Origin of the sequence: Duganella sp. LjRoot269 (genome assembly GCF_964254095.1) — a bacterium.
Classification (GTDB): domain Bacteria; phylum Pseudomonadota; class Gammaproteobacteria; order Burkholderiales; family Burkholderiaceae_D; genus Rugamonas; species Rugamonas hordei.
Genome location: NZ_CAXUSL020000001.1, coordinates 384,416 through 404,544 on the forward strand (window position 1 = coordinate 384,416; position 20,129 = coordinate 404,544).

General features: G+C 60.4%; 16 protein-coding genes. 9 read left to right on the forward strand and 7 right to left on the reverse strand.

The annotated features are described in order from the left end of the window. Positions 1 to 86: 86 nt before the first annotated feature. Positions 87 to 1,916, reverse strand: coding sequence for a glutamine--fructose-6-phosphate transaminase (isomerizing) (glmS, locus tag ACSQ3S_RS01605; RefSeq protein ID WP_436141412.1), 1,830 nt, complete (start codon positions 1,914 to 1,916; stop codon positions 87 to 89). Between the two features lie 139 nt (positions 1,917 to 2,055). Between glmS and ACSQ3S_RS01610 the strand changes: the two genes are divergently transcribed. Beyond that, positions 2,056 to 2,508: an Lrp/AsnC family transcriptional regulator gene (locus ACSQ3S_RS01610; RefSeq protein WP_176653235.1), complete on the forward strand. Its 453-nt coding sequence runs from the start codon at positions 2,056 to 2,058 to the stop codon at positions 2,506 to 2,508. A 360-nt stretch (positions 2,509 to 2,868) separates the two neighbouring features. Here the strand turns inward: ACSQ3S_RS01610 and glmU are convergent, their stop codons facing one another. Continuing rightward, positions 2,869 to 4,245: a bifunctional UDP-N-acetylglucosamine diphosphorylase/glucosamine-1-phosphate N-acetyltransferase GlmU gene (gene glmU / locus ACSQ3S_RS01615; RefSeq protein WP_436141413.1), complete on the reverse strand. Its 1,377-nt coding sequence runs from the start codon at positions 4,243 to 4,245 to the stop codon at positions 2,869 to 2,871. A gap of 41 nt (positions 4,246 to 4,286) precedes the next feature. On the opposite strand from glmU, the gene ACSQ3S_RS01620 reads away from it, so the two are divergent. The 5 genes from ACSQ3S_RS01620 to ACSQ3S_RS01640 all read left to right on the forward strand — a co-directional run bounded on the left by ACSQ3S_RS01620 (position 4,287) and on the right by ACSQ3S_RS01640 (position 7,429). After that, positions 4,287 to 5,168, forward strand: coding sequence for a DUF6279 family lipoprotein (locus ACSQ3S_RS01620; protein WP_436141414.1), 882 nt, complete (start codon positions 4,287 to 4,289; stop codon positions 5,166 to 5,168). 53 nt (positions 5,169 to 5,221) lie between these two features. Beyond that, the gene (rsmD, locus tag ACSQ3S_RS01625) at positions 5,222 to 5,878 is read left to right on the forward strand and encodes a 16S rRNA (guanine(966)-N(2))-methyltransferase RsmD (RefSeq protein ID WP_436141415.1); all 657 of its coding nucleotides are present in this window, start codon (positions 5,222 to 5,224) and stop codon (positions 5,876 to 5,878) included. A gap of 97 nt (positions 5,879 to 5,975) precedes the next feature. Continuing rightward, positions 5,976 to 6,467 carry a pantetheine-phosphate adenylyltransferase gene (gene coaD, locus ACSQ3S_RS01630; protein WP_176653231.1) on the forward strand — a complete coding sequence of 164 codons (492 nt, stop codon included), beginning with the start codon at positions 5,976 to 5,978 and terminating at the stop codon, positions 6,465 to 6,467. Positions 6,468 to 6,479: 12 nt separating this feature from the next. Continuing rightward, positions 6,480 to 6,734 (forward strand): YfhL family 4Fe-4S dicluster ferredoxin, encoded by a 255-nt coding sequence (locus ACSQ3S_RS01635; protein WP_436141416.1) that lies wholly within the window; start codon positions 6,480 to 6,482, stop codon positions 6,732 to 6,734. A 101-nt stretch (positions 6,735 to 6,835) separates the two neighbouring features. Then, on the forward strand, positions 6,836 to 7,429 hold the full coding sequence (locus tag ACSQ3S_RS01640; RefSeq protein WP_353401800.1) for a chalcone isomerase family protein: 594 nt from the start codon (positions 6,836 to 6,838) through the stop codon (positions 7,427 to 7,429). Positions 7,430 to 7,474: 45 nt separating this feature from the next. Here ACSQ3S_RS01640 and ACSQ3S_RS01645 read toward each other — a convergent pair whose 3' ends face one another. Next, positions 7,475 to 7,756, reverse strand: coding sequence for a hypothetical protein (locus ACSQ3S_RS01645; protein ID WP_353401802.1), 282 nt, complete (start codon positions 7,754 to 7,756; stop codon positions 7,475 to 7,477). A 170-nt stretch (positions 7,757 to 7,926) separates the two neighbouring features. On the opposite strand from ACSQ3S_RS01645, the gene ACSQ3S_RS01650 reads away from it, so the two are divergent. Then, entirely contained in the window at positions 7,927 to 8,895 is a 969-nt protein-coding gene (locus ACSQ3S_RS01650; RefSeq protein ID WP_176653227.1) for a LysR family transcriptional regulator, read from the forward strand. A gap of 13 nt (positions 8,896 to 8,908) precedes the next feature. Here the strand turns inward: ACSQ3S_RS01650 and ACSQ3S_RS01655 are convergent, their stop codons facing one another. Both ACSQ3S_RS01655 and ACSQ3S_RS01660 read right to left on the reverse strand, forming a co-directional pair. Next, complete coding sequence (locus ACSQ3S_RS01655) at positions 8,909 to 10,474, reverse strand: methyl-accepting chemotaxis protein (RefSeq protein ID WP_436141417.1); 1,566 nt, start codon at positions 10,472 to 10,474, stop codon at positions 8,909 to 8,911. Between the two features lie 56 nt (positions 10,475 to 10,530). After that, the gene (locus ACSQ3S_RS01660) at positions 10,531 to 10,986 is read right to left on the reverse strand and encodes an Lrp/AsnC ligand binding domain-containing protein (protein WP_008443393.1); all 456 of its coding nucleotides are present in this window, start codon (positions 10,984 to 10,986) and stop codon (positions 10,531 to 10,533) included. A 211-nt stretch (positions 10,987 to 11,197) separates the two neighbouring features. On the opposite strand from ACSQ3S_RS01660, the gene putA reads away from it, so the two are divergent. Then, the gene (gene putA / locus ACSQ3S_RS01665; RefSeq protein WP_436141418.1) at positions 11,198 to 14,851 is read left to right on the forward strand and encodes a trifunctional transcriptional regulator/proline dehydrogenase/L-glutamate gamma-semialdehyde dehydrogenase; all 3,654 of its coding nucleotides are present in this window, start codon (positions 11,198 to 11,200) and stop codon (positions 14,849 to 14,851) included. A gap of 56 nt (positions 14,852 to 14,907) precedes the next feature. Here putA and ACSQ3S_RS01670 read toward each other — a convergent pair whose 3' ends face one another. Both ACSQ3S_RS01670 and ACSQ3S_RS01675 read right to left on the reverse strand, forming a co-directional pair. Beyond that, positions 14,908 to 15,594, reverse strand: coding sequence for a 5'-methylthioadenosine/adenosylhomocysteine nucleosidase (locus ACSQ3S_RS01670; RefSeq protein ID WP_436141419.1), 687 nt, complete (start codon positions 15,592 to 15,594; stop codon positions 14,908 to 14,910). 331 nt (positions 15,595 to 15,925) lie between these two features. Beyond that, positions 15,926 to 18,718, reverse strand: a complete 2,793-nt coding sequence (locus ACSQ3S_RS01675; RefSeq protein ID WP_436141420.1) for a bifunctional diguanylate cyclase/phosphodiesterase — start codon at positions 18,716 to 18,718, stop codon at positions 15,926 to 15,928. A gap of 358 nt (positions 18,719 to 19,076) precedes the next feature. Here ACSQ3S_RS01675 and ACSQ3S_RS01680 point away from each other — a divergent pair, with 358 nt between their 5' ends. Then, entirely contained in the window at positions 19,077 to 20,114 is a 1,038-nt protein-coding gene (locus ACSQ3S_RS01680; RefSeq protein ID WP_436141421.1) for an NAD(P)H-dependent flavin oxidoreductase, read from the forward strand. Positions 20,115 to 20,129 lie beyond the last annotated feature (15 nt).

Consider the following 20,129-nt stretch of genomic DNA (forward strand, 5'->3'; position numbering starts at 1 on the left):
CACTCGCCCCTGTACTTGTAAAACTATATTATTTTTTGTCAGACTTTATTATTTTCTACACCATCAAGGCCAGTCGATCCATTCGGTTATTCCACTGTCACAGACTTGGCCAAATTGCGCGGCTTGTCCACGTCAGTGCCGCGCGCCAGCGCGGAGTGGTAGGCCAGCAGCTGCAGCGACACCACATGCAGAATCGGCGACAACAGACCATAGTGCTCCGGCAAACGGATCACATGAACGCCTTCGCCCGAGGTGATGCGCGAATCGACGTCGGCGAACACGTACAGCTGGCCGCCGCGCGCGCGCACTTCCTGCATGTTCGATTTCAGCTTCTCGATCAGCGCGTCGTTCGGGGCGATGGTGACGACCGGCATTTCCTCGGTCACCAGCGCCAGCGGGCCGTGCTTCAGTTCGCCCGCAGGATAAGCCTCGGCGTGGATATACGAGATTTCCTTCAGCTTCAACGCGCCTTCCAGCGCGATCGGGTAATGCATGCCGCGGCCGAGGAACAGCGCGTTTTCCTTGCGCGCGAAATCCTCGGCCCAGGCGATGATCAAGGGCTCCAGCGCCAGCACCGCCGAGATCGCTACCGGCAGGTGGCGCATCGCTTTCAGGTGCTGGGCTTCTTCGGCGTCGCTCAGGCGGCCGTTGACTTGCGCCAGCGACAGGGTCAGCAGGAACAGCGCGGCCAGTTGCGTGGTGAAAGCCTTGGTCGACGCCACGCCGACTTCGACGCCGGCGCGGGTGATGTAGGCCAGCTTGCATTCGCGCACCATGGCGCTGGTGGCGACGTTGCAGATCGTCAGCGTGTGTTCCATGCCCAAGCTGCGCGCGTGCTTCAGCGCGGCCAGGGTGTCGGCCGTTTCGCCGCTTTGCGAGATCGTCACCACCAGCGTGTTGGGATGCGGCACGCTGTCGCGGTAGCGGTATTCGCTGGCGATTTCGACGTTGACCGGGATCTTGGCCACCGATTCGATCCAGTACTTGGCCGTCAGGCCAGAGTAGTAGCTGGTGCCGCAGGCCAGGATCAGCACGCGATCGATCTGCTTGAAGACGTTGTAGGCGCCGTCGCCGAACAGCTCCGGCATGATGCCGGTGACGCCTTCGAGCGTGTCGCCAATGACGCGCGGCTGCTCGAAGATTTCCTTCTGCATGTAGTGGCGGTAAGGCCCCAGCTCGGCCGCGCCGGTGTGCGCCTGCACGGTCTTTACTTCGCGCTGCACCGGCTTGCCGTTGACGTCGACAATCCAGGTGCGGCCCAGTTGCAGGTCGACCACGTCGCCTTCTTCCAGGTAGATGATCTGGTCGGTGGTGCCGGCCAGCGCCATCGCGTCGGAGGCGACGAAGTTCTCGCCCTGGCCGATGCCGACGATCAGCGGCGAGCCCTGGCGCGCGGCCACAACGCGGTGCGGTTCTTCACGGCTGAACACGGCGATCGCGTAGGCGCCGTGCAGGCGCTTGACGGCGTGCTGGACGGTATCGAACAGGTCGCCGTTGTACATGTGGTCGACCAGGTGGGCGATCACTTCGGTGTCGGTCTGGCTCTGGAACACGTAGCCGAGCGCGGTCAGTTCGGCGCGCAGCTCGTCGTGGTTTTCAATGATGCCGTTGTGGACCAGCGCGATGCGGGCCTGTTCGGTCGACGGCGAGAAGTGCGGGTGGGCGTTGTGCGAGGCCGGCGCGCCGTGCGTGGCCCAGCGCGTGTGGGCGATGCCGGTGAAGCCTTGCATGTGCGCCTCGCCGATCTGCTTTTCCAGGTCGGCCACGCGCGAGGTGCTGCGCGAGCGCTGCAACTGGCCATCCACGTGCAGGGCGACGCCGCAGGAGTCGTAACCCCGGTATTCCAGACGCTTCAGGCCTTCGATCAGGATGGGAGTGATATTGCGTTGCGCTACCGCGCCGACGATGCCGCACATAAAAACCTCTTCTTTTTGATTAAGCGCCCATGCTAGAGCAGGGTCAATGAAATATGCTTTCTAATTCCTGTATAGTTTGAAATATTCTTTCATTGCGGACTAAGCGTGAAATATTATTTCATTTAACAGGATATTTTTTATGGATGAAGTAGATCGTCGCATTCTGAATGCGCTGCAACTTGATGCGTCACAAACAAACAGCGAGCTGGCGCTGGCGGTCCACGTGTCGCCGCCGACGTGCTTGCGGCGGGTCAAGCAATTGACCGAAAGCGGCGTGATCCAGCGCCAGGTCGCCATCGTGGCGCCGGAAAAGGTCGGCCCCAGCCTGACGGCGATCGTGGAAATCTCGCTGGATATCCAGGCCGCCGAACGCATGGCGGAATTCGAAGCCCATGTCGCCACCGACGACGCCGTGCTGCAATGCTACCGTGTCGCGCCGGGGCCGGATTTCGTGCTGGTGGTGCAGGTGGCCGACATGCCGGCCTACCACGCGCTGGCGCACCGCTTGTTCGCCACGCAAACCAATGTGCGCAACGTCAAAGCCTATTTCTCCACCTTCCGCAGCAAATTCGAGACCCGGATTGCAGTGTAGGCGAGTTATCCCTGCTTTGTTCAGGCGCTTTTGCACAGCTTTATCCACATGCCGCTCAAGCGGGGAAAAGTTTTCCCGGCTTTTCCCGGGCTTTTGCACCAGCTATGCACGGGCTTATACCCAGGCTTATCCACAGTAAATAGTTATCCTGATTTACTCACAGCATTTCCCACAGGCTTATCCACAATCGGGCCGCAACCCAGGGAAATGGCCGCTTACAGCTCAGTGAGCGCTGGTTATCCCGTGGTTTTCCCTGGCTTATACCTCGCTTTTGCAGGGTTTATGCGCAGGCTTCTCCACATCGTTATCCACAAATAAAAAAGCCGGGAATAATCCCGGCTCTCTAAAGCAGCGCGCGGCTTACTTGGGCTTTTTAACCGGACGGATCCAGTTTTCGATGGTGACCTGGCGCGGACGCGAAACCGTCAGCTTGCCGGCCGGCGCATCCTTGGTCAGCGTGGTGCCGGCGCCCAGTGTCGCGCCTTTGCCGACGGTGACCGGCGCCACCAGCTGGCTGTCGCTGCCGATGAAGGCGTCGTCCTCGATCACGGTGCGCGACTTGTTGACGCCGTCGTAGTTGCAGGTGATCGTGCCGGCGCCGATGTTGACGCGCGAGCCGATGGTCGCGTCGCCGATGTAGGCCAGATGGTTGGCCTTGCTGTGCGCGCCGACCTGGCCGTTCTTGATCTCGACGAAGTTACCCACATGCACATCCTCCGCCAGCACCGTGCCGGGACGCAGGCGCGCGTACGGGCCGATGATGGACACCTCGCCAACCACCGCCTCTTCGATGTGGCAGAACGGCTTGATCTGCGCGCCGGCCAGGATGCGGGCGTTGACGATGACGTTGTGCGCGGCCACGCGCACGCCGTCGCCCAGCTCAACCTTGCCTTCAAACACGCAGCCGACGTCGATGGTGACGTCGCGGCCGCAGATCAGTTCGCCGCGCACGTCGATGCGCGCGGGATCCATCAGCGTCACGCCCTGTTCCAGCAGCTTGAGCGCGATGTTGCGCTGGTGGATGCGCTCGAGCTCGGCCAGCTGCACCTTGCTGTTGACGCCGGCCACTTCCCATTGCGCCGACGGCTGGGCCGACACCACCGGCACGCCGTCCGCCACGGCCATGGCGACGATGTCGGTCAGGTAGTACTCGCCCTGCGCGTTGTTGTTCTTCAGCGCGCCCAGCCATTGCTTCAGGCGCGCGGTCGGCACCACCATGATGCCGCTGTTGATTTCCTTGATGGCGCGCTCGGCTTCGCTGGCATCTTTCTGCTCGACGATGCGGACGATCGCGCCGCTCATTGTTCCACCTTCGCGGACGATGCGGCCGAGGCCGGTCGGGTCATCCTGCACCACGGTCAGGATGCCCAGCTTGTCGCCGCCGGCCGCGTCGATCAGCGCCTGCAGCGAGGCGGCCGTGGTCAGCGGCACGTCGCCGTAGAGGATCAGGGTAGGGATATTGTCGTCGAGTTCCGGCAGCGCCTGCATGACCGCGTGGCCGGTGCCCAGCTGCGGTTCCTGCAGCGCGGTGGCGACCTGTTCGGGCTGTTTGGCGAGCAACTCCTGCACCGCTGCGCCTCCATGTCCGTAAATCACGCATAATCGACTGGCAGCAAGACTGCGTGCCGTATCCAGTACATGCGATAACAATGGCTTGCCGGCCAGTGGATGTAAAACTTTCGGCAGCGCCGATTGCATGCGCTTGCCCATACCAGCGGCGAGGATAACTACATTCATAGGTGCCAAATCGAGAGAGTGAATAAATGCAAAAGTCTAACATGCCACATAGCAGCGGCCGGACGCTACGCCGCCTTTTCCTGATCGCGCTCATGGCGCTGCTGGCCGGCTGCAGTTCGCTGCGGCTGGCCTACAACCATGGCGACACGCTGCTCTACTGGTGGATAGACGCTTACGTGGACCTCAACTCGGATCAAAAGAGCTGGGTCAAGAAAGACATCGACGATCTGTTCCGCTGGCATCGCAAGACACAGCTGCGCGATTACGTGCAGATCCTGCAGACGGGGCAGCGCCAACTGGCCGGCAATCCGACCCAGGCCGATCTGCTGGGCGATTACGACGAGATCAAGAGCCGCACCCAGCTGCTGCTTTTCAAGGCACTGCCGGAGCTGGCCGACCTGGCGCGCTCACTGCAGCCGGAGCAGATCGCCACGCTGGAGAAGAAGTTTTCTGCCAACAACGCCGAGTTCCGCAAAAAGAACATGAAGGGCGACAAGGAGGCGCAGCAGAAATTCCGCTATAAAAAGTCGATGGAGCAGTTCGAGCTGTGGTTCGGCAGTTTCACGTCCGAACAGGAAGCGCAGATCCGCAAGGCTTCCGACGCCCGTCCGCTGGACAACGAGATCTGGCTCGATGAGCGCATGCGCCGCCAGAAAAATATCCTGACCCTGGTGCAAAAAGTGCAGCGCGAAAAACTCGGCAAGGACGCGACCATGGCACTTATCCACACCCTGATCAAGGACAGTTTCAACCGCCTGGAAAATTCCGAGCGCAAGCCTTTCTTCGACGCCTACGACGAATCCACCGTGCAGCTGATCTTAACGGTGATCAAGATCGCCACGCCGGTCCAGAAAGCCCACGCGCAGAAGCGCATGCAGGGCTGGATCGACGACTTCAACAATCTGGCGGCAGAGCCCAAATAGGCCCATATGGTATGATGGCTCCCTGTTGAATCAATGACTTAGAACACAGCCACATGCCGAAGAAGCCCGCAAGCAAGCCCGCGAAACCCGCCAAAGTCCCGGTCCACGGTCCCCAGCACAGCAACCAGGTGCGCATCATCGGCGGGGCCTGGAAGCGCACGCCGCTGCCGGTGCTGAGCGCCTCCGGCCTGCGTCCGACGCCGGATCGCGTGCGCGAAACGGTGTTCAACTGGATCAATCACCAGCGCGACGCCTATTGGGCCGATGCGCAGGTGCTGGACTTGTTCGCCGGCAGCGGCGCGCTCGGTTTCGAAGCGGCCAGCCGTGGCGCCGCCGCGGTGACCATGGTCGACAGCAACGTGCCGGTGGTGCGCCAGCTGGACGAAATCAAGACCAAGCTGAAGGCTGACAACGTCAGCATCATGCGCGGCGACGCGCTGGCCGTGGCGCAATCGGCCGCCGCCCGTGGCCAGAAATACGACCTGATTTTCCTCGATCCGCCGTACCAGCAAGAGTTCCTGGAACGCTGCCTGCCGCTGTGCACGCGCATTTTGAAGGATGGCGGCCTGATCTACGCCGAATCCGGCGCCGCGCTGGAGTTCGACGAGGGCGACATGCCGGAATGGATGGCGCCATGGGAAGTGATCCGGGCAGACAAGGCCGGAATGGTGTTTTATCATTTGTTAAAACACAAGGGAACAAGCGCCTAATCACCAGCATTTGTGCCTAAAACTGCCCCATATTTAGGCAAAGAGTGTTTTTCAGGCATAATGCGCGTTCTATATTGGTGCACTGCAGGGAGCCGCAATGGTAGTAGCCGTTTATCCAGGAACTTTCGATCCGCTGACCCGTGGTCACGAAGATCTGGTGCGTCGCGCATCGGGTCTGTTCGACACGCTGGTCGTGGGCGTTGCCGACAGCAAGAACAAAAAGCCTTTCTTCTCGCTGGAAGAGCGGCTGACCATCGCCAACGAAGTCCTGGGCCACTATCCGAACGTGAAGGTCCAGAGTTTTTCCGGCCTGCTGAAGGATTTCGTGCGCGAGCATGACGCCCGCGTCATCGTGCGCGGCCTGCGCGCCGTGTCCGACTTCGAATACGAATTCCAGATGGCGGGCATGAACCGCTACCTGCTGCCGGACGTCGAAACGCTGTTCCTGACGCCGTCCGACCAGTATCAATTCATCTCCGGCACCATCGTGCGCGAAATCGCGGTGCTGGGCGGGGATGTGTCCAAGTTTGTTTTCCCATCGGTCGACCGCTGGCTGCAAAAGAAAATTGCCGCCACCCAGGCCGAGTAAGAGAGTACCGCCATGGCCTTGATGATCACCGACGACTGTATCAATTGCGACGTTTGCGAGCCGGAGTGCCCGAACGACGCGATCTACATGGGCGCCGAAATTTACGAAATCAACCCGGACAAATGCACCGAGTGCGTCGGCCATTTCAATGAGCCGCAATGCCAGCAGGTGTGCCCGGTCAGCTGCATTCCCTTCAATCCCGCCTGGCGCGAGTCCGAAGAGCAGTTGCGCGCCAAATACGAGCGCCTGCAGGGCGGCAAGGCCTGAGAAGCCAAAAAAAGCATGACCGTGCGGCCAAATTGCGCCGCAGCGCGTTTTTGCTCTCTCCGTGATGGTATATTCGGCCTAGGCCTACCACGGAGACAATAATGAATCGCAGAAATATCATCAAAAGCCTGCTCGCCGCCGCTTTCCTGGCAAGCAGCTTCAGCCTGCCCGCATTGGCGTCGGTGGAGGTTGCCGGCGTCAAATTCGACGACACCATCAACGTTGCCGGCAAGGAGCTGAAACTGAACGGCGCCGGCCTGCGCACCAAGGTGTTTTTCAAAGTCTATGCCGCCGGCCTCTACCTGACCGAAAAGAAAAACACGGTGCCGGACGTGCTGGCGCTCCAGGGCCCGCGCCGCGTGGCCATCACGATGCTGCGCGAAGTCAGCTCGGAGGACTTCGGCAAGGCCTTCATGGAAGGCCTGAAAGCCAACACCGACAACAGCGAACGCACCAAGATCCTGCCGCAAACGATGAAGTTCGGCGAAGTCTTCGCGCAGATCCAGGCGCTGAAAAAGGGCGACCAGATGCTGCTGGACTGGACCCCGGGCGAGGGCACGCAGTGCTATCTGAACGGGAAGAAGATCGGGGAATTGATGCCGGACGTGGCGTTCTACAACGCCGTGCTGCGGATCTGGCTGGGCGACAAGCCGGTGGACAGCTCGCTGAAGCCTGCCCTGCTGGGCGAGAAGTAATCTGAATCGCACGGTACCGGAAGCTCCGGTACCGCTACTCAATATTTAAGCACGCGCAGCCATGGCACGCAATTCGGCGGCGTGACTCGGCTCGCCTTCCATCGAATTCAACATCCGCTTCAGCATCATCGCATCGCGCATCTGGCGGCGGTGCAGGCGCTCTTCCTTGCTCAATTTCGGCTTGATCACCAGCATGGCGGCACGCGCCAGGCCGCGCAGCAGCGGCTTGAACAGCACCAGCAGGGCGCAGACGGCGCCGCTGGCCAGCGCCAGCTCACCGGCGGTCACGAGGGAAAAATTTTGTACAACTGAGATGATGGTAGACATGATGTAACGCTGCATTTAGAATCAAGTGTAACTATAGTGCAGCGCAACATAAGTATCCAATTTACTTCCCCGATAACAATTATGCGTTTGGTGAATGGAATACTTAATCGTTGACGAGAAATCCATATTTCTCGATACTGTATCGACACCAACCCCACACCTGAGCCGACATGAGCTTTTTGACGCTGGACTTGAATTTGTTACGCGTCTTCGACGCCGTGATGACAGAGCAAAACCTGACACGCGCCGCCGGCCACCTGGCCATGACCCAGCCCGCCGTTTCCAACGCGATCAAGCGCCTGCGCGAGAGCCTGGGCGACGAATTGCTGATCCGCACCGCCTACGGCGTCAAGCCGACGCCGCGCGCCGAATCGCTGTGGCCGTCGGTGCGCAGCGCGCTGGCCAGCTTGGAAGCGGCCGTGGCGCCGGAAACCTTCGATGTCTCGGCCGCCCACGCCACCTTCCGCATGGCGATGGCCGACGCCACCGCCGCCTTCTGGCTGCCGTCGCTGATGCGTTCGATTGAGAGGGAGGCCCCGGGCGTCAACGTGCGCATGGTGCCGCTGACCACGCGCGAACCGCGGCCGATGCTGCTGCGCGGCGATATCGACCTGGCGGTGGGCTTCTTCCCCGGCGTGGCGGCGCAGCTGTCGTACGAAACCGGTTCGCCGATCCGCCACGAGCGGCTGTATTCCGGCCATTACGTGTGCGTGATGCGGCGCGACCATCCGCTGTCCAAGGTTGACCTGACCTTGGATAACTATTGCAAGGCCAATCACCTGCTGGTGAGTTTTTCCGGCCGCGCGCACGGCCTGGTCGACGAGGCGCTGGCGCAGATCCAGCGCGAGCGCCGCATCTTGCTGACGGTGAACCAGTTCTTCACCGCCGGCCGCGTGGTGGCCAACTCGGACCTGATCACCGTGCTGCCGCGCCACCTGATCGCCTCGACCGGCATGACCGACGCGCTGATTTCGAAGGAGTTGCCGTTCCAGCTGCCGGCGGTCCACCTGGACATGCTGTGGCACGAGCGCGATGCGCGCAGCCCGGCCCACAAGTGGCTGCGCATGCATCTGGAAGGCATGAATTCCGTGACCCAGCGCACCGCGCCGGGCACCGCGCCCAAAAACGACACGTATTAAAAAGCGCTACCGATTACTTGTGGCTGGAGCGGTAGCCGATGCGGAAACCGCCCCAGTGCTTGCCGTTCACATAAATCGGCGCCGACAAGTCGTGCATCACTTCGCCGGTATCGCGCTTGTAGGTTTGCAGCAGGAAGGGCTTGGTGTTCGAGCCGCAGCGCTTGCCGGTACGGTCGCTGAAGATGCGCTTGGTGCGGTTGTTGACGATGTCGACATCGTAGTTGCCGGTCAGCGGCTGCGAAAACTTCTTGTTATGCGTGGGGAAATAGCCGTTGTTATCCACAGCGCCGGCGTAAGCCAGTTGCGGCATGGCCGCCAACAGCGCTTCCTGCAGGCCCGGCAACGCGCGGTCGGTGAAATCATCGAAGCGGGTTTTATGCTTGGGCGGGTCGGTGTTCGGGATCGGCGTGTAGCTGCGGTCGAACAGCGCCTCGCGCGTGATCTTGCCCGAGGCGATGGCCGACTCGAACAGCCGTCCCACATCTTCCGCCGCCTGCTGCGCGGCCATCCGGATCGGATCGTGCGAGGTCTCGATCGACGATTCGCCCAGCGCGCCGGTAATCACTTCGGCCCGCTCGGCCAGCGCCATCGCCGAACTGGCGGCGCGCGGCAATTCCTTCTCTGTGGATAACAGGCTGTCGCGGATGCTGGCGATGGCGGCGGCGATATCCTCGGTGGTGGCCACATGCTCGCGCGAGGCGCGGGCGATCTGGCCGATCTCGTCTTCCGACACACCGGATGAGCGCTCGATATTGCCCAGCAAGCCGTGCACCGTTTCCACGTTGCCGGCCGCGTCGCTGACCCTGGCCGCCAGCGAATTCATGCCGGTGGCGGCCTGCTCGGCCTGCTGGTTGATCTCGCGCACCATGGTGCTGATCTCGTCGGTGGCTTCCTTGGTGCGCAAGGCCAGCTGGCGCACCTCGCTGGCGACCACGGCAAAACCCCGTCCCTGCTCGCCGGCGCGCGCCGCTTCGATCGCGGCGTTCAGCGCCAGCAGGTTGGTGCGGGCGGAGATTTCGCTGATGGCCTCGGTGAAGCTGTAAATCTTGCGGGAATTCGATTGCAGGCTGGCCATGACGGCGGCCGCCGTCTGCGCTTCCTGGCGCGCCGCGCTGATGCGCTTGAGGCCATGGTCGGCCTCGGCGCGCCCGGCCACCGTTTCGCCGCGCACCTGGGCGGCGATCTCCGCCGCGCGCTCGGCGTTGGCGGCGATGCGCTCGGTGGTCTCGGCGTTTTGCCGCGAGCTCTGGACGATGCTGCCGGCGATGCCGACATCGAGCTCGATTTTCTTCTTGACCGAATCGACGAAGTACGAGGTCTCGGCCGCGCCGATCATGATGGCGTCGATCTCTTCACCGACCACATGGGCGAATTGGCGTACGCCGCCCTCGTCGCTGCTTTGCCGGGCCGCCCACCAGGCGATCAACGCACCGGTCAACGCCGCCGGAGCGGCGGTATAAATCAGTGCGGCGCCATCGCCTGCCGCCAGGTTGAACAAATAAGCAAGGCAGGTTCCTCCCGCCGTCGCCCCCAAAAACCATAGTCCGCGTTGCACCAGCTTGTGCTGCAAAAGCTTCATTTGTCCCCCGTTTGACCCAGAACGCCTGGCGTCCCGACTAATTTATTTCCACGATGCTATTTTATGGGTAACTTGGTGGTATTCTTCACTTCTTCCATGACGGCGTAGGTGTGGGTCTCACGAACGCCTTTCTGGAGCAGGGTTTTACCGAGGAATTCCCGGTAAGCTGCCATGTCCTTGACGCGGGCTTTGACCAGGTAGTCGAAGCCGCCGGCGACCATGTGACATTCCAGTACTTCCGGAATCACCTGGACACTGTGTTTGAACGCGTCGAAGACTTCAGGGGTGGTGCGATCAAGCACTACCTCTATGAAGACGAGCAAGGATACATCAAGCAACTGTGGATTCAGTTGGGCGGTGTAACCCATGATGTAGCCGGACTCGTGCAACTTGCGCACGCGTTCCAGGCAGGCAGCCGGCGACAGGTTCACCCGCGCCGCCAGTTCGACATTGCTGATGCGGCCATCGCTCTGCAATTCCATCAAGATTTTCTTACTGATCTTGTCTAGCATTTCCGGGAACTCCTACATAAATATTATTTGGTTAAATTGTCTCACCAAAAACAATCTATTGCTAGCCCCCTGTATTACCAGAATTAATCCAGAAGAAATCACACTACAATCGAATCATCAGTTGTTCTTCATTTTTACGCTCGCCGGCGGTCGCCGGTTGAGCGTTTTTTTGTAATGAGCCGCGCCAAAATTTCTATTCTGAGAGTGATTCATGCAAGCAGTTGTTTCCACCGGTTTTACCCCTTTTTCCGCGCTGCAAAACGAGATCCTGCGCGACCCGATTCCCCTGCGCGCAGCAGTGACGGCCGCCTATCGCCGCGATGAAGTTGACGCTGTTCAATGGCTGCTGGAACAGATCAAGAATAACGACGCCAACAGCCTGCAGCAGGCTCAACAACTGGCCCACAAACTGGTCAGTTCGGTGCGCGAGCAACGCACCCGCGCATCCGGCGTGGATGCCCTGATGCACGAGTTTTCGCTGTCTTCCGAAGAGGGTGTGGCACTGATGTGCCTGGCCGAAGCTTTGTTGCGTATTCCCGACAATGCCACCGCCGACCGCTTGATTGCCGACAAAATCAGCAAAGGCGACTGGCGCAAGCACCTGGGCGAGTCGCCGTCGTTGTTTGTCAATGCGGCAACCTGGGGCCTGCTGATCACCGGCAAACTGGTCAGCACCAACAGCGAAACCGGCCTCGGCTCGGCGCTGAGCAAGCTGATCGCCAAGGGCGGCGAACCGCTGATCCGCAAAGGCGTGGACCTGGCGATGCGCATGCTGGGCAACCAGTTCGTCACCGGCCAGACCATCGACGAAGCGATCAAGAACGGCCTATCCAACGAAGCGCGCGGCTACCGCTACTCCTACGACATGCTGGGCGAGGCTGCGCTGACCGAGGCCGATGCCAAGAAGTACTATGCCTCCTACGAAACCGCGATCCACGCGATCGGCAAGGCCTCGAACGGCCGCGGCATCAAGAACGGTCCCGGCATTTCGGTCAAGCTGTCGGCGCTGCACCCGCGCTACAGCCGCGCCCAGCGTGCCCGCGTGATGGAAGAACTGCTGCCACGCGTGCGCCAGCTGGTGCTGCTGGCCAAGCACTACAACATCGGCCTGAACATCGATGCGGAAGAGGCCGACCGCCTGGAACTGTCGCTGGACCTGATGGAAGCGATGGCCTACGACCCGGAACTGGCCGGCTTCGACGGCATCGGCTTTGTCGTGCAGGCTTATCAAAAACGCTGCCCGTTCGTCATCGACTACCTGATCGACCTGGCCAAGCGCAGCGGCCGCAAGTTCATGGTGCGCCTGGTCAAGGGCGCGTATTGGGATGCCGAGATCAAGCGCGCCCAGGTCGACGGCATGAGCGGCTATCCGGTCTACACGCGCAAGGTTTATACCGACGTGTCCTACCTGGTTTGCGCGCAAAAACTGCTGGGCGCGACCGACGTGATTTATCCGCAGTTCGCCACGCACAACGCGCAAACCTTGTCGACGATCTACACCTGGGCCAAGCGCGACGGCGTGACCGACTACGAATTCCAGTGCCTGCACGGCATGGGTGAATCGCTGTACGATCAAGTGGTCGGCAAGGACAACCTGGACAAGCCGTGCCGCATCTACGCGCCGGTCGGCACCCACGAAACGCTGCTGGCCTACCTGGTGCGCCGCCTGCTCGAGAACGGCGCCAACTCGTCGTTCGTCAACCAGATCGTCGACGAAGCGATCCCAATCGATACGCTGGTCAAGGATCCGGTCGCGCAGGCGCGCGAGCAGGGGGGCCAGCCGCACACCGGCATCGCCCTGCCGCTGAACATGTTCGGCGACCGCAAGAACTCGACCGGCTTCGACCTGGCCAATGAAAACGTGCTGCGCGATATTTCGGCGGCACTGGCCGCGCCGCGCAGCTGGCATGCCGCGCCGCTGCTGGCGGGTGCGCTGAGTGCCGGCCAGCCGGTGCAGGACGTGACCAACCCGGCGCAGCGCAGCGACATCGTCGGCCAGCTGGTCGAAGCCAGCGCCGCCGACGTCGAAGCGGCGCTGGCCAGCGCCAGCAATTTCGCCATGGACTGGCAGACCACCGAGCCGTCGCTGCGCGCCGCCGCACTAAACCGCGCCGCCGACCTGTTCGAAGCCAACGCCATGGAACTGATGACGCTGGCGATCCGCGAAGCGGGCAAATCGCTGCCGAACGCCATCGCCGAGCTGCGCGAGGCGGTCGATTTCCTGCGCTACTACGCGAATGAGGTGCATGGTTCGACCAACACGCTGGCGCTCGGCCCGGTGACCTGCATCAGCCCGTGGAACTTCCCGCTGGCGATCTTCACCGGCCAGGTGGCCGCGTCGCTGGCCGCCGGCAACGTGGTGCTGGCCAAGCCGGCCGAGCAAACGCCGCTGATCGCGCACCGCGCGGTCGAACTGCTGCATGAAGCAGGCATTCCGCGCGCCGCGCTGCAATTCCTGCCTGGCCGCGGCGAAGTGGTCGGCGCCGCGCTGACCGCCGACGCGCGCGTCAAGGGCGTGATCTTCACCGGCTCGACCGAAGTGGCGCAGCTGATCAACCGCACGCTGGCCAAGCGCGCCATCGCTGAAAACTGCGATATTCCGCTGATCGCCGAGACCGGCGGCCAGAACGCGATGATCGTCGATTCGTCGGCGCTGCCGGAACAGGTGGTGCAGGACGCGATTTCGTCGGCCTTCGACAGCGCCGGCCAGCGCTGCTCGGCGCTGCGCGTGCTGTTCCTGCAGGAAGATATCGCCGACAAGACCATCAAGATGCTCAAGGGCGCGATGCAGGAGCTGAAAGTCGGCAACCCGGACCGCCTGGTGACCGATATCGGCCCGGTGATCGACGCCGAGGCGCAGCAAAACCTGCTGGCGCACATCAACAAGCTGAAGGCTACGGCGCTGAATTACTTCTCGCTGGACCTGCCGGCCGCTGTGACGACCGCCGGCACCTTCGTGCCGCCGACCGTGATGGAGATCCGCTCGCTGGCCGAGCTGACGCAGGAAGTGTTCGGCCCGGTCCTGCACGTGATCCGCTACAAGCGCGCCGATCTGCCAGCGCTGGTCGAGCAGATCAACGAAAGCGGCTTCGGCCTGACGCTGGGCATCCACTCGCGCATCGATGAAACCATCGATTACATCAGCTCGCGCGCGCATGTGGGCAACATCTATGTGAACCGCAACATTGTCGGCGCGGTGGTGGGCGTGCAGCCGTTCGGCGGCGAAGGCAAGTCCGGCACCGGTCCGAAAGCCGGCGGTCCGCTGTACCTGAAACGCCTGCAGCGCAGCGCGATAACGACGTCCCAGCACGAACGCCAGGCGACGCCGGGCCTGGATGCGCTGGCGGTCTGGTCGAAAATGCATGGCCACGAGCGTGTCGCGAGCCTGGCCGAACAGTACAGCCGCACGACGATGCTGGGCAGCCTGACCGTGCTGCCCGGCCCGACCGGCGAACGCAATACGCTGGCGCTGGTGCCGCGCGGTTCCGTGGTTTGCGTGGCCGAAACGCTGGCGGGCTTGTTGAACCAGATCGCCGCGGCACTGGCCACCGGCAATATCGCGCTGGTGGCGGAAGACAGTTCGAAACTGCTGCCTGGCGACCTGCCTGCCGTGGTCAAGGATCGCGTGCAAGTTGTCGGCAGCCTGCGGGACTTTGCCGGCGATTTCCAGATCGCCCTGGTCGAGACCATGCGGGTCGCTGGCCTGCGTGCCCAGCTGGCGGCCCGTAGCGGGGCGCTGGTGGGCTTGATCGACACCAACGAGGATGGTGCCATCCCCCTGTGGCGTTTGCTTGCTGAGCGTGCTCTGTGCGTCAATACGACGGCAGCCGGCGGCAATGCCAGCCTGATGACGCTGGAAGCGTAAGCTTTAACGATTACCTGTTGTTGTTTTAAGGGCCGGGATAAAACCCGGCCCTTTTTTTACGCCTTGCAGAAGTTTTCAATCACTTCAAAGGCGTAGCGGGAAGCCACCGTTTTGATGAAATGCATGAAGTCGACGGCGGCATCGTCGTTGGCGTTGTCCGAGATCGTGCGGATCACCGCAAACGGTATGCCCAGCTCGAAACACACTTGCGCCACGGCTGCGCCTTCCATCTCCACTGCCAATAAATCGGGCAATGCAGCCTTCAGGGCCTGAATCTGCGTCAGTTTGCCTATAAATTGATCACCGCTGGCGATCAAGCCACGATGCACGCGCGAGGTCAGCTGGGCGGCGCCGGCCAGCCGGTCGGTCAACGCCCTGTCCGTGGCGAAGTGCGAGATGCCCGTCAGCGGGATCTCAAACTGTGGAAAAAGCGGGCTGGCATCGAAATCGTGCTGCACCAGCGATTCGGCGACCACGATATCCCCAACCCATACATCTTTATCCCCGCTTCCGGCGACGCCGGTAAAGATGATGTGGGTAACTCCGAACTTTTCCACAAGGATGGAAGCTGTCATCGCTGCGGCAACCTTGCCTATACGCGACAGAACGCACACAGCGTCGATTTCCCAGAGTTTCCCGCCCGTGTACTCCCTCATCCCATGGACGAGCTTGTAGGGGCTCTGAAGGGCTTCTATCAGCCCATGCTGTTCTTCAGCCAACGCGCTGATGATGCCTAAACGCATGCTTTTCCTTGGTTTTCAATGTGGCGGCTGTGGATTTTCCGCTGTTTTTCCACAGCGGTTTTCAAAAAACGATCGATTTTAAGCGGTTTTTTGCCGTGCGAAGTGCTTTCAGAGCACGAGCAAGCCTTCAGATTTCGCGTTTTGTGGTTTAGTAGTTTACAAAAGATTTATATAAAAATAGTAGTAATAGTAAACGAGCAAAAGCCTGTGGATAAGTCCTGTATACGTTTACAAATCATTTGTTTACGAGAAAGATAAGCCGCTGCATAAGCGCTGTAACAGTTCAGGAGCAATTCTGTATAAAATATCGGCCTCCGGACAACTTGGGTGCTTACTCACAAGTCGTCCTGTGGATATCCAGCGAGTTATTCACAGGCGAGGTTCCAGTTTTGATCTTTTTCTCCAATTCTTCGGCTGAAATCGGCCTGGAAATCAAATATCCCTGTCCAAAATCGCAACCGGCAGCCTTGAGGGCGTCCATTTGTTGCGGTGTTTCGATGCCTTCGGCGATAACCTTGATGCCCAGCTTGTGCGCCATGGCGATAATTGCCTCGCAAAGGACGATGCCGTCCGTGCCATCGGCCAGATTGGAGACGAAAGTTGGATCGATCTTGATGTAATCGATATCGAAGCGCTTTAAAAACGCGACCGAGCAATAGCCGGTGCCGAAATCGTCCAGCGAAATCTGCATATGGGCGTGCTGCAGCGCCAACATGCGTTCGGAAACCGAGTTGGCCGTGTCCAGCAGCAGGTTTTCCGTCACTTCGATGATGATGCTGTTGGGGTTGAGGTGCAATTCCTGCAAAAAATCCAGCCACTGCTGGTAGTTGCTGCCGTCGTCGCGGAACTGCCAGGAGGATTTGTTCACGCTGACCTGGAAATCGGGCAATCCCAGTGCCTGCAGCTTGTGCGCTTCTCGCGCGGCCTGCTTGAACACCCAGTCGCCGATGCCGACGATCATGCCGCTGCTTTCGGCGATGCCTATAAATTCAGCAGGATTCAGCAGTCCGCGTACCGGATGCTGCCAGCGCACCAGCGCTTCGGCCTTGCAGATGTTGCCGCTGTCCAGGTCGACGATCGGCTGGAACAGGATCCGCAGTTCTTCGTGATTGACCGCCTCGCGCAATTCGTTGACCAGGGTCATGCGCACGCGCGTGGCTTCCTGCATGAACGGCGCGAAATAATTGAAGCGGTTGCGGCCCTGCTGCTTGGCCGCATACATGGCCTGGTCGGCGTTCTTGATTAAAGTTTCAGCATCGGCGCCGTCCTCCGGGTACAAGGTGATGCCGATGCTGCTCGAAATATGGGCAATGTGGTTGTCCGCCCCGTCGTCGAGGTCGAATGGCGTGCTCATCTGCTTGAGGATTTCCTGCGCGATGCGCACCACGTCGCCGGCATTGCGCAGCTCGCTCAAGATGACGGTGAACTCGTCACCGCCCAGGCGGGCCACGGTATCGGTGCCGCGCACGGAATTGGACAGCCGTTTTGCCACTTCTTTCAGCAGCAGATCGCCTTTATCGTGGCCCAGTGTGTCGTTGATTTCCTTGAAGTGATCCAGATCGACAAAGACCAGCGCCATCGGCAGGCCCGAGCGGTCGGTTTTTTTCATTTCTTGGCGCAGGTGCTCATGGAACATGCGCCGGTTTGGCAATCCGGTCAGCGCGTCGAAGTTGGCCTGGCGCCAGATCAATTCTTCGGATGCCTTCCTTTTGGTGATGTCGCTGAGCAGGGCGACGTAACGGAAAGGATTTCCCAACTCGTCGTAGACGGTGTTGAAGCGCATCGCGACCAGGTATTCCTCGCCGTTCTTGTTCTGATGCCAGAGTTCGCCTTCCCATTGGCCGGACTGGGCGATCGATTCAAACATGCGTGTGTAGAAGCTCAGATCGTGGCGGCCGGAAGTGAGCTCATAGCCGCGGTGGCCGATCACTTCTTTTTCCGAATAACCGCTGAGCGAAGAAAACGCCGGATTCACCGCCAGAATGCGGCCGTCCGCATCGGTCACCATCATGCCTTCGCCGGAATTCTGGAACAGCAGCGCGGCCAGCTTCATGGATTCTTCGTTTTTGCGCCGTTCCTCCTCGTTGGCCAGCAGTTTTTGTTCCATTTCGCGGCTGGCCGTGTACATGGTGCGATAGCGCAATTCGCGTTCTTCCTGCCTGGTGTAGGTGCGCAGCGAGAAGTGGCCAGCGCCAGCCATGAGCAACAACAATATCGCCAGGCCGGCACCGGCGATCAGATAGTTTTGCTGCAACAGCCGGGTCGCTTCCGAATCGTTGCTGCCAACAACGATCACCAGCGGAACATCCGCGAATACGCGGTAGCTGAAGACCCGGGTCAGCTTGTCGATGCTGCTGACGGTTTTGTAGGTGCCGGATTTGGCGCGGCGAACGTTGTCGAATAAGGCCGTCGGGCCCAGGTCGCGCGCAAATGCTTCCTCAAAATTCGGCGCGCGGGCAATCACTTTTCCACCAGCGTGTACCAATGTGATCGAGATGTCGGAACTGAAGCGCGAGTTTTCAAAAACGGTGGCGTAGCGGCTGACATTCAATGGCGCGACGATTACGCCAAGGAATTCGCCTTTGGCGCTTTCCACGCGACGGCTCAGGAAAAACAGTTTTTGCTTGCTGCGGCGACCTATCGCCGGCTCGCCAACGAATAACTTTCCGCGCATGGACTCGTTCAAATGGGCTTTGAAGTAATCGCGATCTCCGTAGGCGGTTCCGGCGACGTCGTTGTTGGTGGACGTGGCGACGATGTCGCCTTTGGTATCCAGGAATGTGATCCAGTATTCGCTGTTGAAACTTGATCCGCGTGAGGACAGTAGTTCCGACATCATTTCCGGCGAACGGCGTTGTTGTGGGTTCAGGACTTTGATGGCATTGGCAAAACCGAGCAATGACAGATCGATCGATTGAATCGAGTACCGCACATGGGCTTCCATCGCCTTGACGTAATGCTCGGTCTGGCTCTGAACGGAGAGCTCGCGTTCGATGTAAGCGGTGCGAAATTGCGTGACGACAAGCGCAATGGCAAGTGCCGCCATAAGCAAAAGGCCGGTGATCAGACGTCGCCGAAAGCGCAGATAAGCCGGCGACCGTAGATTTTTGCGTGATGAGGACAAAAAATTCTCCGGCTGTGGCTGTTTGTTTGCCAACTTAGTATAGGGGAAAGAAGTCGTATCGGGTTGCCAAGGCGCTTGCGCCTGTGGTTTTTGGGTTTATGGTTTACTCTAAAGATGTAGATATAAAAATAGTAGTAGTTGTTAACGCAGACACTTTTCTGTGGATAAGTCCCCATTTTGGATTAGAATCAGGCGTTTACGCGCCGTATAAGCAGGCTCGAAAGCCGTGTATGAGCAAAGAACTGTTTTGGGATAAGAAAAACGGTCCCCAAAATTTTTTTGTTTACTCACATTTGGTGCCTGTGGATATCCATAGACTTATCCACATGTGAAAAACACCATTTATGCGAGGTTTTCGATGAATTTGGCATCCGTTTTTCCGCATCCGATCATCCAGGGCCCTACCGCCGGTGCCGGCAATACGCCGGCCCAGGTGGCGGCCGTCTCCAATGCCGGCGGGCTGGGCACGCTGGCCTGTTCCCTGCTGTCGCCGGACACGATCCGCGAGCAAACCGCGCAAATCCGCGCGCTGACCGACAAGCCGTTCTGCCTTAATTTCTTTGTTCAGGGCATGCCTGAGCCGGATCCGGCGGAAGTGGCGCGCGCGGTGGAATGGCTCAAGCCGCTCTGGTCGTCGCTGGGCTGGACCGAACTTCCGGCGCCGGCCAAGTGGTGCGAAGACTTCGCGGCCCAGTTCGAAACCTTGATCGCGCTGCGCCCCGCCGTGGCCAGTTTCACGTTCGGCATTCTCAGCGAGGCGCAAATCAGGCGCCTGCATGATGCCGGCATCCTGGTTGTCGGCACGATTACCCACGCCGACGAAGCGCTGGCCTGGCAGAGCAGGGGCGCCGACGCGGTGATCGCCTCCGGAACGGACGCGGGCGGACATCGCGGCACCTTCATCGGTGCGCAGGAAGACGCCAAGCTGACCACTTTCGAGCTGCTGCCGACGGTGGTCTCGGCCGTGCACATTCCGGTGATCGCGGCCGGCGGCATCATGAGCGGCGCCGACATCAAGCGCGCGCTGGATGGCGGCGCGCAGGCTGTGCAGATGGGCACGGCGTTTCTGGTCACGGACGAGTGCGCCATCAATCCGCACTACAGGCAACGGCTGTTGACGGCCGGGGATCATCCCACCCGGCTGACAAGGACGTTTTCCGGCCGCTACGCGCGCGGGCTGGAAAACCGCTTGATGCGCGAGCTAGCGCCGGTGGAGAAGCAACTCCCCGCATATCCTATTCAAAATGCGCTAACCACGCCTATTCGTGCCGAAGCAGCCAAGCGTGGCGATACCGAACTGATGTCGCTCTGGTGCGGCACCGGCGTATCGCGCGCGCGGCCCATGCCGGCGGCGAAACTGGTCGAAACCTTGATCGCGGAGTTGAACGCGGCCTGACGGAAACACCACCCT